This window comes from Flavobacterium qiangtangense, from assembly GCF_042658345.1.
GTDB lineage: Bacteria > Bacteroidota > Bacteroidia > Flavobacteriales > Flavobacteriaceae > Flavobacterium > Flavobacterium qiangtangense.
The window spans coordinates 168430-185943 of record NZ_JBHSQB010000021.1 but is presented as its reverse complement, the minus strand read 5'-3'; the positions used below and the strand labels follow the sequence as shown (position 1 = coordinate 185943).

The following is a 17514-nucleotide window of genomic DNA, read 5'->3' as shown; positions in this document are numbered from 1 at the left end:
ATTTGGACTTTCAAAATAGACAATAAAATTCAAAATATATTACAATGGCTTTAGGAAAAACTAATCCTTCTGGAACTGTCGCTTGGGAAAAATTGCGCGAGCATTTTTATGACAAAATGCAAACGGCTTCAATGACCGAAATGTTTGCAAATGATAGCGAAAGAGCTGCAAAATTCAACCTTCAATGGAATGATTTCTTAGTAGATTATTCAAAAAATATCATCACGCAAGAAACAATCGATTTGCTTTTGGCTTTGGCCAAAGAAGTAGATTTGAAAGATGCAATTTTAAAATATTTTGATGGCGATATCATCAATGAAACTGAAAACCGTGCAGTTTTGCACACCGCTTTGAGAGCTCCAGAAAATGCAGTTGTTAAAGTGGATGGCGAAAATGTGATGCCAGAAGTGTATGAAGTGAAACAAAAAATCAAGGCTTTTTCTGAAGAAGTGATTTCTGGTCAAAGAAAAGGTTTTACAGGAAAAGCATTCACAGACGTTGTAAACATTGGTATCGGAGGTTCAGATTTAGGTCCGGCGATGGCAGTGGAAGCTTTGCAGTTCTACAAAAATCAATTGAACGTTCACTTTATCTCAAATGTTGACGGCGATCACGTTCAAGAAAAAATAAAAAACTTAAATCCAGAAACGACGCTTTTTGTCATTGTGTCTAAAACTTTTACGACTCAAGAAACGCTTTCAAATTCAGAAACGGTTAGAAAATGGTTTTTGAAAGCAGCAAAACAAGAAGATGTCGCAAAACACTTTGTGGCGGTTTCAACGAATATCCAAAAAGTGACTGAATTCGGAATCAATCCTGATAATGTTTTTCCAATGTGGGACTGGGTTGGCGGACGTTTTTCACTTTGGAGCGCGGTTGGTTTGTCAATCAGTTTGGCTGTTGGTTTTGATAATTTTGATAAATTATTGAAAGGAGCAAACGAAATGGACGAGCATTTTAAGACGGCAGAATTTGACCAGAATATTCCGGTAGTGCTAGCTTTGTTGAGCATTTGGTACAATAATTTCTTTGGAGCTGAAAGCGAAGCCTTGATTCCTTACACGCAATATTTGCAAAAATTAGCGCCATATCTTCAACAAGGAATTATGGAAAGCAACGGAAAAAGCGTTGGAAGAGATGGAAATCCTGTGAATTACCAAACCGGAACCATTATTTGGGGCGAGCCAGGAACGAATTCGCAACACGCATTTTTCCAATTAATTCACCAAGGAACAAAATTGATTCCGACCGATTTTATTGGATTTGTAAAACCTTTATACGGCGACGACGATCATCATAATAAACTGATGTCTAACTTCTTCGCGCAAACGGAAGCTTTGCTTAACGGTAAAACCGAAGACCAAGTAAGAGCCGAGTTTAATAAAGTGCAACTTTCTTCTGGGCAAGCCGATTTCTTGACTCCGTTTAAAATTTTTGAAGGAAATAAACCGACAAATACTTTATTGATAGAGAAATTGACTCCTGAAACTTTAGGTTCTTTAATTTCATTATACGAACATAAAATCTTTGTTCAAGGAGTGATTTGGAATATTTTCAGCTACGACCAATGGGGCGTTGAATTAGGAAAACAATTGGCTAATTCTATTTTGGAAGAAATCAATTCTGGAAACGTAAAATCTCATGATAGCTCTACAAATTTACTTTTAAAGCATTTTTTGGCTAAAAAATAAATTTATAAATGTTAAAATTTTAAGAATCCTCAAGCGTATGTTTGAGGATTTTTTTGTTAGTTTAAAGATTGTTAAAATCATTTGTGATTTATTTACAATTGTTTGATTGTTAGCATGAAACTAAAAAATACTAAATTTTCTTAACATTAGCTTAACTTTTGAATTTTTAACTTATGTGACCTTTGCTAAAACTTATAAACCAACGCAGTAATGAAAAATTTGAAAAAAGTGATGCTTTCAATGTTGCTATTTTTTGCAATTTCAACAGCATTTTCTCAAACAAAAATCACCGGAATTATTACAGATTCTGACATGAAAGGTCCGCTTCCAGCAGCGAACGTAACGGTAAAAGGAGCTACCGATGGAAGCACCACTGACATCGATGGAAAATTTTCTATTTCGACTTCAAAAACAAGCGGTGAAATTGTGATCAACTTCATTGGATTTGTATCAAAAACAATTTCATTCTCAGGACAATCGGGAGAAACAATCAATTTAGGTTCAATTTCTTTAGAATCTGAAGCGAGCGACTTAGACGAAGTTGTGGTTGTTGGACGTGGAATTATTGACTTAGCAAAAGACAGAAAGACGCCGATTGCGGTTTCAACAATAACTTCTGCAGAAATTCAAGACAAAATTGGAACTTCTGATATTACGCAAACTTTGGTTAATACGCCATCTGTTTATGTTACCGGTCAAGCCGGAGGTTTTGGAGATTCAAAAATGTCAGTTCGTGGTTTTGGTCAAGATAACACAGCTTTTTTGTTAAACGGTCAGCCAATTAATGGTATGGAAGATGGTTTGATGTACTGGTCAAACTGGTCTGGAATGTCTGATATTGCTAACGCAATTCAAGTTCAAAGAGGTCTTGGTTCATCAAAATTAGCAATTTCTTCTGTTGGAGGAACTGTGAATTTTATTACAAAAGCAACTTCAATGAGAGAAGGCGGATTTGTTTCTGCCGGAATTGCAAATGATGATTATATCAAAACTACAGCAGCTTACAACACAGGTTTGATGAATGATAAATTTGGGGTAAGTGTGATGTTAACACATTGGCAAGGTGATGGTTATAACGACGGAACTCGTGGTGAAGGACAAAATTATTTCATCTCTTTTGGATACAAAGCTTCTGAAAAACACAACTTTAACTTTTTGATTACAGGTGCGCCTCAAAAGCACGATCAAAATTTCACAAAAAGACTTTCTGACTACCAAACTTATGGTAGAAAATATAACAACAACTGGGGAACTTTAAATGGTGAATACAAATCAGAGAGAACGAATTTCTACCACAAACCAGTTGCCAACTTAAACTGGGATTGGGCAATCAGCGATAAATCAGAGCTTTCTACAGTACTTTATGCTTCGTGGGGACGTGGTGGAGGAACCGGAAATTATGGAGCTTCTGCATTGAGAACTAATGGGCAGATTAATTTTGACGGAATAAGAGACAGAAATTTAGCTGTTGGTGACGGAGTTCAAGGCGACACCCAATCTTATTTGGTTCGTTCTTCAATGAATAATCACAATTGGTATGGTTTGGTTTCAAATTTCAAACACCAATTAAATGAAAATTTGGTTTTCAATTTAGGAGCTGATTTGAGAACTTATTATGGAACGCACTATCGTCAAGTTGAAGACTTTTTAGGATTAGACAGTTGGACAGAATCTAGACAATTGCGTGATGCTAACAGCGTTCCTGGAGCATCGGTTTCAAACACAGTTACAGAATCTCAAAGAGCGCGTCCATGGCCTGCAACTTTTAATACTTTGGGAGAAAACCAAAGAATTGATTATGACAATAGCGAGAGAATTTCTTACGGAGGAATTTTTGGACAACTTGAGTATTCAAATGATAATTTTTCTACTTTCTTTCAAGGATCTATATCAACGCAACAACACCAAAGATTTGACAGATACGATTACCTTCCGGAAGCTGAAGATTCTGAAAAAGTAAACAATACTGGTTTTAATGCAAAGGCTGGAGTTAGTTATAACATTAATGAAAATCATTCATTTTATGGTAATATTGGATATTATGATCGTCAACCATATCACGATAATATTTATTTGAACAACACAAACTTGATCAATCCGTTAACTTCAAACGAAAAAATCTTTGGTCTTGAAGCAGGATACAGTTTCAAAAGTCAATATTTTTCTGCTAATGTAAATGCTTACAGAACTTCTTGGAAAGACAGAGTTAACACAACGTCAGTTACTGCAGTTGAAGGAAATCAGTGGGATCTTCCGGTTGGAAGCTTAATTTACACCACAAATGAAGGTGTTGAACAATTGCATACAGGAGTTGAAGTTGATATTGTGGCAAAACCATTCACAACATTAGACGTAAGAGGATTCCTTTCAGCAGGAAACTGGGAATACCAAGATGAAGCGGTTGCAACAAGAAGAGACGAAGACAGAAATGTTTTGGATGTTAGAAGAGACGATGTTGATGGAGGGAAAGTAGGTGATGCTGCTCAGTTTACCGTTGGAGGTGGATTGAAATATAGAATTGTTGAAAGGCTTTCTGTTGATGCAGATTATAGATTTTATGACAAACTATATTCAAGAGGTTCTGCTGCCAAAAACAATTTAGAATTACCATCTTACGGAGTTTTAGACGCAGGTGTTTCTTATAAAATGTTAGTTGGAGCAGATAAATCAAAATCGGTGTATTTCCGTTTTAATATGAACAACGTTCTGCACAACATTTATCTTTCTGAATTGAGCACAAGAATCAAAACTACAGACAGAATCAATCCAACTGATGCAACAGATTTAAGAACTTATGAATCTGAAGGTAGAGTAATTAACGGTTTAGCAGATGCTAATCAAGGTTTTTACGGTTTAGGAAGAACTTGGAATTTCTCAATTAGATACAACTTCTAATTAAAAAATAGCAATTTTAGTAATGCAAAAAGCCTCTCAAATTTTGAGAGGCTTTTTTATATCCATTTTTAAATTAAATTTCTTCTTTCGGAGTTTCTTCTTTATTCCCTTTCAAGAATTTTAAAACCAAAGGAACTGTCGTGATCAAAACAATAATGATGATGATAATTTCAATATGTTTCTTCAAGTCAATTTCAAATTCTTTCAAAAACAAACCATACAAATAATGTCCCGCCATAATTAATCCGAAAGCCCAAAGAAAAGAACTCAAGATGTTATAAAACATAAAACGTTTTTTATCCATCTGAACGATTCCGGCAATAATCGGAGCAAATGTTCTCAAAATCGGCATGAAACGAGCGATAATTATTGCTTTTCCGCCATATTTTTCGAAAAATACTCGAGATTGTTCCAAGTATTTTTTCTTCCACCAAAAACTGTCTTCCTTTTTATATAAGTACCAACCGCTTTTGGCTCCAAACCAATATCCAACAGAGTTTCCAAGGATTCCGGCAAGTGCAACCATCGTAGATAACAAGGCAACATTACCCAAATCACTTTCTATAAAAGTTATATTTTCAATTAATTCGCGACTGTAAATTCCTGCCAAGAAAAGCAAGCTGTCTCCCGGAAGAAAAAATCCGGCGAACAATCCTGTTTCTGCAAAAACGATAAATAGCACTACAAAAAGCCCAATGCTAACGCCTCCGATTTCCATTGCTATGTAGAATTCGGGGTTAATGAGCTGTTTCCAATCAAAATTTTCCATTTGAAATTTAGTTAAAATAAGTAATTCTAGTTTGTATTAAGGGTAATAAGGTTCATTCTCTTTTTGTCGCCTACGATCCAGATGATGTCGTTTCTTTCCAAGATCACGTGGCTTTCTGGGTTCATCATTCGCTGTCCGTCGCGCTCAATTCCCACGACCAATCCGTTTGTCTTTTCCCGCAATTGCGATTCTCGGATGGTTTTTCCAATAAAATCTTCGTTCTTCAATTCAAAGTTTTTCAAAATTGTCTCGGCATCATTCTCCGGAATCGAAACCTTGTTTTGGTTCATGAAAATCTTAAACTTGTCAACTTGCCGGTCAGTTCCAATGATAAATAATATGTCATTCGGGAAAATCTGTTCGTTTCTGTTCGGCACATTTATCGTGTAATTGCCACGTTTTATCGCAGCAATATTAATCCCAATTTTCTCTCTCAATTTTAATTCGTGCAACGGTTTTCCAACGATATTTGATTCGGCACTAATCTCAAAAGTCGTCATGTGCGCGTCCCACGGAGACAATTCGCGCTTGCTGTTTGTGGCTTCCTGATTTTCGCGATCGTTGAAATTCTGCATAAAACGATTTTCAATTTTCTCGTAAGACTGCTGTAATTTCTTTGGAAAAGCCAAATAAGCGATCACAAAGATAACGACTGCCGCGAAAGCAATCACGCTCGAGAAGAAGCTATTTAACAAAAATCCGATATAAAAAATCCCGAAAAGAATTCTGATCAGATTTACGATTCGAATCGGCGCCCTGAATTTGTTTTCAGCTTTTAATTCTTCGTAAGCTTTCACTGCAACTTGGCGCAAGGCCAAAGCGTATAAAAACGGAGAAATACATAATAAAGTGGCCGTTGCAATAGCCATATTTGCCCACTGCGAACCATTTACCATCGGAAGTAAAACTCTTGAAGAAAGCAAAATCAATGCAATTATTAATACCGAATGTATGATAATCTGGATAATACTCGCTCGCAAAAACAGCACCCAATTGCTCGTCGCCTTAATAGTTTGCGAACTTGAACTATAACTTTCAATCGCCTTGATGAATTTATTTGGAAGGATTTTCGCCAATTTATTATAAACCGGAATCGAAAGCTTGATCATAAAAGGCGTGGTAAACGTGGAAATCGCCGAAACTGCAACCACAATCGGGTACAAGAAATTGCTTGTCACGCCCAATGTCATTCCCAAAGTTGCGATGATGAAAGAGAATTCTCCAATCTGCGCCAAACTCATTCCGGTTTGAATTGACTGTTTTAAAGGTTGACCAGAAATTAAAGTTCCTACTGTAGAACTAAAAGTTTTTCCAAAAACAGTCAATAAAGTAATGATGATAACCGGCCAAGCATATTCCACCAAAGTATCTGGATTGATCAGCATTCCTACGGAAACGAAAAAAACCGCGCCAAATAAATCTTTTACGGGTTTTACCAAATGTTCGATGCGTTCGGCTTTTGTGGTTTCGGCAATAATCGAACCCATAATAAACGCGCCTAAAGCCGGAGAAAATCCAACCATCGTGGCCAAAATAACCATCATCAAGCACAACGCCAGCGACACAATCAGCAAGGTTTCATCGCTCAAAAGGTTCTTTGCTTTTTTCAATAATGTTGGGATAAAGAAGATCCCACCGACAAACCATAAAATCAAGAAGAAAACCAATTTTAAAACGGATTCAACCAATTCCATTCCAGAAAATTGCTGGCTGACCGCAATCGTTGAGAGCAAAACCATCATTAAAATGGCAACAATATCTTCAACGATCAAAGCTCCGAAGACGATTCCTGCAAATTTTTGTCCTTTTACGCCAAGTTCATCAAATGCCCGAAGAATAATTGTAGTGGAAGAAATCGATAAAATTACGCCCAAGAAAATACTGTCCATTGAAGACCAGCCCATAAATTGGCCAGCCCAATAGCCGAGGAAAACCATCGAAACAATTTGCACCAATGCCGTGACAGAAGCCGTTCCGCCAACTTTCATCAGCTTTTTGAAACTAAATTCTAATCCTAAACTGAATAATAAGATGATAACACCGATTTCTGCCCAGACTTCCACATTGTGCTTGTCTTGAACTGAAGGAAAAAGCGTGAAATAAGGTCCGGCCAAGAATCCGGCGATCAAATATCCCAGAACCAACGGCTGTTTTATTTTTTTGAAAAGCAAAATGGCGACGCCTGCAGTCATCAAAATTAACCCCAGATCGCTGATTAGAGGATAAAGATGATGCGAGGCTTCTGCTGCCTTTTGTTGTACTTCATTCATTGTGGTAAAAATTTAATTGTTAGACAGATTTAGAATCTTTTTTTAGATCCTAAAAAATTAAAAATCAAATTGATCTTACCAAAAAGCTTGGAACGAATAAAAAATGGAAAGCAGTTTCCTGTGGCAAAATGAATTGCTAAAACTATAATTTGAAAAAGAATTGCGAAGTTTTGGATTCTCTAAAAATAAAAAATTGGTAGCAGGAAAAGTTCCAAAATTTAAATTTAGACCGTTGCATTTTGAAAGACTTGCGATAGCATTGTAATGTGTTCTCGAAAATCTTTTTTTCTTATGAAGTTTGTCTAAAGAACTAAAATTTGCATTCTTGTCATGTTTAGAAACACTTGAAAACACTGTTGCTGAAACGCATTTTTTACTTTCAAAAGAAGGCAATGACAAAGCGTTCTTATTGCAGGCTACACATTGTAAACCAAACAGAAAGAACAAGCACAGAAAAATAATATGTACGGCTTTTTTGATCATTTCCCGCAAATTTAGGTTTTTGAATTATAAGTTAGTTTACAATTGAATTAAAGAAATGTTAATTGTTAAAATTTATTTTTGTAATTTGGACTCATTATGAATTAAGGATTGCAAGATTCCTTAACTTTCAAAAAATCATTTTTTGGATATATTTGTAAAAATAAATTTACCAAATGGACACGTACAAAATTATCTTAGAAGCACACTCAGGCATTGCATACGTTGCATTACTTACAATTGCAATTGCGGTGATCAACTCAATAATTGGAATTTCAGCAAAGAACGAATTCAAGCCAAAAGATAGAAGAATAGCACTTTTTGCTTTAATCGCAACACACATTCAGTTCGTCTTCGGATTGATTTTATATTTTGTTTCTCCAAATGGCTTGGCAAAAATCAAAGCCGTGGGAATGGGAGGAATGCAAGCTTATGACAGACTTTTGGCGTTAGAACATCCGCTGGTAAATTTAATCGCAATTGCGCTGATTACCGTGGGTTGGAGTTCTCATAAAAGAGCTGACGAAAATAAAAAATTCAAAAAAATAGCCGTGTTTTACGCTTTGGGATTAATCTTGCTTCTATCAAGAATTCCTTGGCAAACTTGGATTGGATAATCTCTAAAAAGCTCTAAACAGAGCTTTTTTTAATTTTGGGTATAGTAATTGTGAAATGAATTGGCCAAACATAAAAAAGTTTATTATGAAGTATAAGACTACAATTTTATTGTTAGCTTTTATTGCTTTGATTATTTCCAGCGGTTTTTCCTTTAAAGACAGGGAGTTCCAAAAAAATCCGCCGGCAAAATTAGAACTACAAAAAGACTCTATAAAAAAAGTTGCCATTGCCGATAGTTTAAAATTGGCAGAAACAAAAAAGTATAAATTGTTTAAAAAAGATGCACACGCGTCTTATTATGCTGACAGATTTACAGGAAGAAAAACGGCAAGTGGCCGAATTTTTAACAACCAAAAATATACTGCGGCACACAGAAAATTGCCTTTCGGAACAAAAGTTCGCGTGACCAATGAAAAAAACGGAAAGTCAGTGGTTGTTGAGGTTACCGATCGCGGTCCGTTTACAAAAGGAAAAGACATTGACTTAACCAAAAAAGCCTTTATGGAAATCGCAGGAAGCAGATATGGAGGTCATTTAGTTGTAACCATCGATATCATCCAAGAAAAATAATATTATGAAAAGCAAAGTTTTACTATTACTGTTAATCGTCGGAAGTGTTTTGACAAGCTGTTCGTCCAGCAAATCAGTTTCGGGAAAAATGTACAAGAAAAATGCCCACGCTTCTTATTATGCAGATAAATTCAACGGAAGAAGTACGGCAAGTGGCGAAAAATTTAGCAATAGCAAATTAACTGCAGCGCACCGAAAAATCCCTTTTGGCACAAAAGTAAAAGTAACGAACAAAGCCAATTCAAAATCGGTGATTGTCGAAATAAATGATCGCGGTCCGTGGACGCCAGGTCGCGATATTGATCTTTCAAAACGCGCTTTTATGGATATTTCAGATAATAAAAACCACGGCGCATTGAAAGTAAGCATAGAAATTATTAAATAAATTATGAGGTCTTCAGAAATGAGGGCCTTTTTTTATGGATTAATTTGTTAAAAGTTATTTAACACAAATTTAAGTTCGCTTAGTTCGGTTAAAGCCGAACTAAGATTTATCTTTGCACAAATTTTCAATTATGAATGACAGTGTTAAGGATAGAGAAGAGCTGATTGAAATGTTTGGTGTCCACTTTGAAAACGTACATCATTTACCACCATTAGGCTCACGGATATTTGCCATATTAATTTTAGACGCTTGTGCCAGAACCGTTTCGTTTGAAGATCTTATTGAAATGACCGGAGCAAGCAAAAGTTCAGTATCGACCAATTTAAATTTGTTGTTAAAAATCGGGAAGATCACGTATTTCACGCAGCCAGGAGACAGAAAAAAATATTATCAGCCCGTTCAATTTAGCGACCGATTTGATAATTATAAAAAGATGATCGATTTTGAAAAACAGATTCTTGAAAAGTTGCTGACGTATAGAAAGCAAACGTTAAGTTGCTCGGCAGAAAAATTAGATTTAGAAAAGGCTGAAGCATACAAAGAACATCTAAACGACATGGAAAATCTGTTGCACAAAACCATCACCCAATTTAAGGAACTCGAAACTAGTAAACAATAAATCAACCCCTATTATATACATCTCAAAATGAACAAAAAGTCAATCTTTAGCGCTTTAATTGCTGTAGTAATTTTAGCGTCGTGTGGGAAAAAAGAAGAGCAGGCTCAAGCGCCACAAGGTCCAGCTCCGTTTCCTGTGCAAACAATAGCCAAGCAAGATGCAGTGGTTTATCAAGAATATACTGCCAATCTTGAAGGACAGCAAAATGTGGAAATCCGTCCAAAAGTAAACGGATTTATCCAAAAAATATATGTTGACGAAGGTCAAGTCGTGAAAAAAGGACAATTGCTTTTCAAATTAGAAACGCAAACTCAAAATCAAGACGCTTCTGCAGCCCAAGCCAATGTAAAAGCGGCGCAAGTGGAAGTAGATCGTTTGAAACCTCTTGTTGACAGAAAAATCATCAGTGAAGTGCAATTAGAAACTGCAAAAGCAAAGCTAGCGCAAGCAAAAAGCGCTTATGGAGCAATCGCAGCAAACATTGGTTTTGGAACAATCACTTCGCCAGTTAACGGCGTCATCGGAAGCCTTCCTTACAGAGAAGGAAGTTTGGTGAGTTCAACAAGCGAAATGCCTTTGACAACTGTTTCTGATACAAAAATCGTTCGTGCTTACTTTTCTATGAATGAAAAACAATTGCTTTTCTTCAACAAAACTTTTAAAGGAGAAACTACTGCTGCGAAATTAAAAGCAGCTCCAAAAGTGTCACTTTTATTAGTAGACGGTTCAGAATATGACCAAAAAGGAACAATTGCAACCATGAACGGATTGGTAAACCCAACGACAGGAACAACACAATTTAGAGCTGAGTTCACCAATCCAGAAGGAATCTTGAGAAGCGGTTCGTCAGGAATTGTGCGTCTTCCAATCGTTCAAAAAGACGTAATGTTAGTTCCTCAAAATGCAATTTTTGAAGTACAAGGAAAACAAACCCTTTATGTAGTTGAAAAAGGAAATAAAGTGAAATCAAGAATTGTGACTACCAACGGAACTTCTGAATTGAATTTTATCGTTACTGACGGTCTTCAAGAAGGTGAAATGGTGGTAATCGAAGGTGCTTCAAAATTGAAAGACGATATGGAAATCGTTCCTCAAGATAAAAACCAAGCGCCTGCTGCAAATGCTCAAGCTCCTGCTGCAAAAGACACAGTAAAAACAACAACCCCAGCTAAAAAATAATCCTCAAGATGTTAAAAACTTTTATAGAAAGACCTGTTCTCTCGACGGTAATTTCGATCCTGATCACCATTTTGGGGGTTTTAGGATTGCTTTCGCTGCCGGTAGAACAATATCCTGAAATCGCACCACCAACGGTTCAGGTAAACGCAACATACACTGGAGCGAATGCAGAAACGGTACTGAATAGCGTCGTGATTCCTTTGGAAGAAGAAATTAACGGTGTAGAAGGTATGACGTACATGACTTCGTCTGCAGCCAATGACGGTTCTGCAAAAATCACGGTATTTTTTGAATTGGGAATCGATCCAGATATCGCGGCGGTAAACGTTCAAAACCGTGTATCGCGTGCTACTTCAAAATTACCACAAGCCGTAGTTCAAACTGGGGTGACCACGCTGAAAAGCCAGTCAAGTGCTCTTATGTTCATGGCTTTGTACTCAAATAACAAAGATTTTGACGAAACCTATATTCAGAATTATGCCAAAATCAATCTTGTACCAAAGTTACAGCGTGTTTATGGTGTGGGACAAGTAAACGTATTTGGGGCAAAAGATTACTCGATGCGTATCTGGATTGATCCAGAGAAAATGGCTACTTATGGCGTGGCTCCAAAGGACATTCAGGCAGCTTTGCAAGAGCAAAACGTGGAAGCAGCTCCTGGGAAATTTGGGGAAAACGCTGAAGGTGTTTATGAATACGTAATCAAATATAAAGGAAGGCTTTCTGAAATTGCTGACTATGAAAACATCGTTGTGAAATCTACCGGAAACGGAAATTTCCTTCACTTAAAAGATGTTGCTACAGTTGAATTAGGCGGTTTCAATTACGGTACAAAAAATATTGCGATGGGTAAGCAAGGCGTTGCCTTGGGTATCTTTCAAACTTCTGGGTCTAATGCCCAAGACATTATTGAAGAAGTAATGAAAATTATGGATGAAGCGAAACCTAACTTCCCAAAAGGAGTAGATTACGTAATTCCGTTTAATACAAAAACGTTCTTGGACGCTTCGATCAGCAAGGTAATTTCTACGTTGGTAGAAGCATTTATCTTGGTATTTATCGTGGTATTCTTGTTCTTGCAAGATTTTAGATCTACGTTGATTCCGGCGATTGCGGTTCCTGTGGCGATTGTGGGTACGTTTTTCTTCCTGCAATTGTTCGGATTCTCAATCAATATGTTGACATTGTTCGCAATGATCTTGGCGATTGGTATTGTGGTTGATGATGCTATTGTCGTCGTCGAGGCGGTGCACGCCAAATTAGATGAAGGAGCAAAATCTGGAAAAGAAGCTACGCTTTCTGCGATGAGCGAAATCTCTGGAGCGATCATCTCGATTACCTTGGTAATGTCTGCCGTGTTTATTCCGGTATCGTTCTTGAGCGGTCCATCAGGGGTTTTCTACCAGCAGTTTGCAATTACTTTGGCAATTTCCATCTTAATTTCTGCGGTAAACGCCTTGACTTTGAGCCCGGCATTGTGTGCGCTTTTCTTGAAACCACACAAAGACGGACACCATAAAAAGAAAAACTTGAAAGAAAGATTCTTCTTGGCTTTCAACACCGGTTTTGATAAAATGAACGACAAATATGTCAAGTCTCTTGGATTCTTGGCTAGAAAAAAATGGATCACAACAGTTGCCTTAATTGTTTTCTGCGGCATCACATTCTTATTATTCAAAACGACTCCTTCTGGGTTTATCCCAAACGAAGATAGAGGTATCATCATGGCCGATTTAACGCTTCCTCCTGGTACTACTTTGGAGAAAACACAATTAGCCGTAAATGAATTAGATTCTATTCTGGCTTCAATGCCAATTGTGGAAGCACGTATGAGTGTTGTTGGTTTCAGTTTGTTGAACTCAGTAAATGGTGGATCTTACGCTTTTACGGTAATCAAATTGAAAGATTGGGAACATAGAAAAGAGGCGAACCAATCAGTTGATGCAGTCGTGGGCGAATTGTTCGGAAGAACGGCACACTTTAAAGATGCAAAAGCCTTGTTCTTTACACCGCCTTCTGTTTCTGGTTTCGGTACGGCCGATGGTTTTGAGTTGAAAATTCAAGATACGGGCGATGACGACTGGGCAACTGTAAGTAAAGTGACCAATGAATTCCTTGGAGAGTTGATGAAACGTCCAGAGATTCAATATGCAATGACCAACTTTAATCCTTCGTTCCCGCAATATCAGATGGATATCAATGTGGAAAGAGCAAAAGATGCCGGAGTTTCAGTTACTGATATTTTCAGTACGATGCAAGGTTATTATGGAGGTTTATATACCACAGATTTCAACAAATTTGGTAAACAATACCGTGTAATGATTCAGGCTAAAGCCGAAGAAAGAGCTACGCCAGAATCAATCAACAATATTTATATCAAGAACGCAAACGGACAGCAGGTTGCTATCAGCCAGTTTATCGATTTCAAAAGAATTTATGGACCAGAAGCTGTGGCGCGTTTTAACATGCTGAAAGCGGTGAATGTGAACGGTAAAGCAAACCCAGGATTCAGTTCTGGTGACGCGATTAAGGCCATTCAAGAAACTGCTTCGCAACATTTGCCAAAGACTTATTCTTATGAATTCTCTGGTATGACGCGTGAGGAAATTGCAGCGGGAAGCCAAGCAGCGGGTGTATTCTTGTTGAGTTTGATTTTCGTTTATTTCTTATTGAGCGCTCAGTATGAAAGTTATTTGGTTCCGTTATCTGTATTGCTTTCGTTGCCTGTGGGTATTGCCGGAGCGATTGGTTTCGTTAAACTGGCCGGATTAGAAAATAATATCTATTTCCAAGTTGCCCTGATCATGCTTATTGGACTCTTGGCCAAGAATGCCATCCTTATTGTGGAGTTTGCCATCCAAAGGCGACGCCACGGAATGGGCTTGGCAGAAGCCGCAATTGAAGGTGCAAAAGCACGTCTTCGTCCGATCTTGATGACGTCGTTAGCATTTATCTTCGGATTATTGCCATTGGCCTTATCTTCAGGTGTTGGAGCCGTGGGTAACCGTTCTATTGGTATGGGAGCTGTTGGAGGAATGTTGGTTGGAACTATTTTCGGAGTATTCGTTATCCCGATCTTGTTCATCATCTTCCAAAGCCTGCAAGAAAGAATCTCTGGGAAACCATTTGATGAAGAACAAAAAGAATCTGATGTTATACTTTTAGACGAAGAATATGAAAAATAAGATCTATAAAATTGCAATGGTTGTCGTTCTTGGAACGGTGATGCAATCGTGTTTCGTCGCAAAAAAATACGACAGACCTGAATTAAAAACAGAAAATTTATATAGAACAGAAGTGGTATCGACAGATACTACTTCTTTAGCCAACGTTTCTTGGGACAAGGTTTTTACTGACCCAACATTACAAGGATATATCAAAACCGGTTTGCAAAATAACCTTGATATTAGAATTGCGATGCAAAATATTGTGGCGGCAGAAGCAACTATGAAACAAGGAAAAGCGGGTTACTTGCCAACTTTTTCTGTGGGAGCTGACTGGACACACCAAGAACTTTCTAAAAACAGTCAATTGGGTGCTTTGTTTAGCGCCGGCGGCGGAAGAACAAACGTTGATCAATATCAGTTAACCGGAACCTTAGGTTGGGAAGCTGACATTTGGGGAAAAATCAGAAGCAATAAACGTGCAACAAACGCCGCGTATCTTCAGACGATTGCTGCAAACCAGGCCGTGAAAACGCAATTGATTTCTAGCATTGCTTCGACTTATTACCAATTGCTTGCCGTGGATGCCCAAATTAAATTGGCCGAAGAAACGCTGATCAACAGAAACGAAAGCATTGAAGTGATTGTAGCTTTAAAAGATGCCGGAAACGTAAACGAAGTGGGCGTGAAGCAAACTGAAGCACAGAAATATGCAACAGAAATCATCATCGCCGACTTAAAACAAAGCGTGATTGTTCTTGAAAATACCTTGAGCGTACTGTTAGGACAGGCTCCGGGGAAAATCGAGAGAAGCACTTTAGAAGCACAAGTGATGCAACCAGAAATTACGTTGGGCGTTCCTGCGACTTTGTTGCGCAACCGTCCTGATGTGATTTCGGCAGAATACAACTTGATTTCATTGTTTGAACAAACTAACGTGGCGAAAAGCAACTTTTATCCAACGTTAAAAGTAACTGCAACAGGCGGACTTCAAACCGTGGATATCAAAGAATGGTTCAGCGCCAACTCTTTGTTTGCCAATATTGTAACCGGATTAACGCAACCGCTTTTAAACGGAAGACAGATCAGAACACGTTATGAAATCGCAAAAGCACAGCAACAACAAGCATATTTGCAATTTGAGCAAGCGTTGTTAACAGCAGGCCAAGAGGTTTCAAATGCATTGGCGACTTACAACAATGAGACAGCCAAGTTAGAAATTCGTGGAAAGCAAGTGGATGCCTTGAGAAAAGCAGCCGATTATTCAGATGAATTGCTGACGTATGGTTTGGTAAATTATTTGGAAGTATTGACTGCAAAAGACAATGCCTTGAATACCGAATTGAATTTAATTGACAACAAATACCAACAATACAACGCCATTATCGAGTTATATCGCGCCCTTGGAGGCGGATGGCAATAAGATAGTTCCAGCAATGGGATTATGATTGATTTTGTTTTTGTTCAAGACCACCAGATGATTTAGTTCATTTGGTGGTTTTTTGGTTTAAGAAGTTTTATAACACAATGCAGCGCGAAGTTATCCGCAATCCCGATGCTTCGGGACGCAACCATTGGTCTGTGCGATTGCCTGTAGCTGGCGCGAGCGTCTCGCTCGTGATTATTTGATTGTTTTTTGTTTTGTACTAAATCAATTATATTTACAAAACAAGAGACGAAACCCCACCGTTTCATTTAAAACCAAAATGCCATGCACAAACTGCTATTGATATTATTGCTGCTTTCGGTTTCCGGAAGCTCTTATGGGCAAAAGAACGTTCGGGTGGAAATTGATCCCAGAATTGAAGCCATTACCCTGTTTTACACCCTGGCGACCATCGATACCTTTGATAGAAAACCTACGCCTTCTATTTATTACAAGGATTTCAATACTTATTTTAAGCCATATAAAAATCATCCGTCGTTAACGTGGTACCGAAACTTGGCGCGATGGGATGCGTATGACCTGTCAAGCATCGGGTTGTATTTGTCTGATTCATATCCGTTTCAAGTGGAAATTCCTTATGCGGGATCGCAATTGCAGAGCGCAGACATGACAACTTTTTTATCCAAATTTAATTTGTTTTATAAGGAAGCCAACGTAAAAGATTTCATCAAAAGCCACAAAAAAGAATATGCCCGAATCACAGATTATACTAAAAATGCCATCTTAAAAAGCGGTTTATTGCAAGAGGTGGAACGTTTCTATAACCGACCTTCTGACGGAGAAATGCTTATTTATGTCGATGCCCTCAATAATCAAGGAAGCAACGCCATTACCATTGACCACAACAAATTTGCCGGTAAAAAGATGTTCAAGCTGGCTTACCTCAGCGATGAAACTTTGGAACAGACCAATGAATCTCCGGTGACCTTCATGCCGTTATCCAACGTATTGGTGCACGAGGTTTCGCATTTGTTTGTCAGCGATTTTATTCCGAAGTATAAAGAAAGGTTGGAAGCCATCAAGCACGTTTTTTTAACTACGGCCAAAGGCAAGACTTTGCCAGAAAGTGAATGGCAAAATGAACTTGATGAACTGATCGTTAGGGTTTGCGTGGCGAAGATTTTAGGAATAAAATATGGCGCTGCTGCAGAAGCAAAGGAAGTGGAAAACCAATCGAAACATTTTAAGGACTTTAAAGCCGTTCACGCTTTTTTTGACAACTACACCAGCAACAGAACACGCTATAAAAATAGTACCGAATTTTATCCAGAACTGATACTTTTCTTGGAAACTCTTGCCTAACTAAACAAGCCACCGAAAGCTTTTTCTTTCGATATCAAAACTTTAAATTGATGCACAAAAAACGACACCCTTATGCCTGGAGAACGCAAATGCGGACATATAAGTTTTTAGAAGATTTTTTCTAA

12 protein-coding genes are annotated in these 17514 nt (G+C 37.8%); 10 read left to right on the top strand and 2 right to left on the bottom strand.

Annotated features, from left to right (window positions below; translation table 11 throughout):
- The first annotated feature begins 44 nt into the window (after window positions 1-44).
- Together pgi and ACFPVY_RS17500 are read left to right on the top strand one after the other, a co-directional pair.
- Window positions 45-1691 (top strand): glucose-6-phosphate isomerase, encoded by a 1647-nt coding sequence (gene pgi, locus ACFPVY_RS17505; RefSeq protein WP_379793461.1) that lies wholly within the window; start codon window positions 45-47, stop codon window positions 1689-1691.
- Between the two features lie 210 nt (window positions 1692-1901).
- The gene (locus tag ACFPVY_RS17500; RefSeq protein ID WP_379793460.1) at window positions 1902-4586 is read left to right on the top strand and encodes a TonB-dependent receptor; all 2685 of its coding nucleotides are present in this window, start codon (window positions 1902-1904) and stop codon (window positions 4584-4586) included.
- Between the two features lie 73 nt (window positions 4587-4659).
- On the opposite strand, the gene ACFPVY_RS17495 is transcribed toward ACFPVY_RS17500, so the two are convergent.
- Together ACFPVY_RS17495 and ACFPVY_RS17490 are read right to left on the bottom strand one after the other, a co-directional pair.
- Entirely contained in the window at window positions 4660-5355 is a 696-nt protein-coding gene (locus tag ACFPVY_RS17495) for a DedA family protein (protein ID WP_379793459.1), read from the bottom strand.
- A gap of 26 nt (window positions 5356-5381) precedes the next feature.
- Window positions 5382-7625, bottom strand: coding sequence for a monovalent cation:proton antiporter family protein (locus ACFPVY_RS17490; RefSeq protein WP_379793458.1), 2244 nt, complete (start codon window positions 7623-7625; stop codon window positions 5382-5384).
- Window positions 7626-8281: 656 nt separating this feature from the next.
- Here ACFPVY_RS17490 and ACFPVY_RS17485 point away from each other — a divergent pair.
- The 8 genes from ACFPVY_RS17485 to ACFPVY_RS17450 all read left to right on the top strand — a co-directional run bounded on the left by ACFPVY_RS17485 (window position 8282) and on the right by ACFPVY_RS17450 (window position 17389).
- On the top strand, window positions 8282-8722 hold the full coding sequence (locus tag ACFPVY_RS17485; protein WP_379793457.1) for a hypothetical protein: 441 nt from the start codon (window positions 8282-8284) through the stop codon (window positions 8720-8722).
- 85 nt (window positions 8723-8807) lie between these two features.
- The gene (locus ACFPVY_RS17480) at window positions 8808-9293 is read left to right on the top strand and encodes a septal ring lytic transglycosylase RlpA family protein (protein ID WP_379793456.1); all 486 of its coding nucleotides are present in this window, start codon (window positions 8808-8810) and stop codon (window positions 9291-9293) included.
- Window positions 9294-9297: 4 nt separating this feature from the next.
- The gene (locus tag ACFPVY_RS17475; RefSeq protein WP_379793455.1) at window positions 9298-9678 is read left to right on the top strand and encodes a septal ring lytic transglycosylase RlpA family protein; all 381 of its coding nucleotides are present in this window, start codon (window positions 9298-9300) and stop codon (window positions 9676-9678) included.
- A 130-nt stretch (window positions 9679-9808) separates the two neighbouring features.
- The gene (locus ACFPVY_RS17470) at window positions 9809-10297 is read left to right on the top strand and encodes a GbsR/MarR family transcriptional regulator (protein WP_379793454.1); all 489 of its coding nucleotides are present in this window, start codon (window positions 9809-9811) and stop codon (window positions 10295-10297) included.
- A gap of 27 nt (window positions 10298-10324) precedes the next feature.
- A complete protein-coding gene (locus ACFPVY_RS17465) occupies window positions 10325-11476 on the top strand; it encodes an efflux RND transporter periplasmic adaptor subunit (RefSeq protein ID WP_379793452.1) in 1152 nt (383 codons plus the stop codon).
- A gap of 8 nt (window positions 11477-11484) precedes the next feature.
- Window positions 11485-14661, top strand: coding sequence for an efflux RND transporter permease subunit (locus ACFPVY_RS17460; RefSeq protein ID WP_379793451.1), 3177 nt, complete (start codon window positions 11485-11487; stop codon window positions 14659-14661).
- Window positions 14651-16063 carry a TolC family protein gene (locus ACFPVY_RS17455; RefSeq protein WP_379793450.1) on the top strand — a complete coding sequence of 471 codons (1413 nt, stop codon included), beginning with the start codon at window positions 14651-14653 and terminating at the stop codon, window positions 16061-16063. Before ACFPVY_RS17460 ends, ACFPVY_RS17455 begins: the two co-directional genes overlap by 11 nt.
- A 288-nt stretch (window positions 16064-16351) precedes the next feature.
- Window positions 16352-17389, top strand: coding sequence for a DUF4932 domain-containing protein (locus ACFPVY_RS17450; RefSeq protein ID WP_379793449.1), 1038 nt, complete (start codon window positions 16352-16354; stop codon window positions 17387-17389).
- The last annotated feature ends 125 nt before the right edge of the window (window positions 17390-17514 follow it).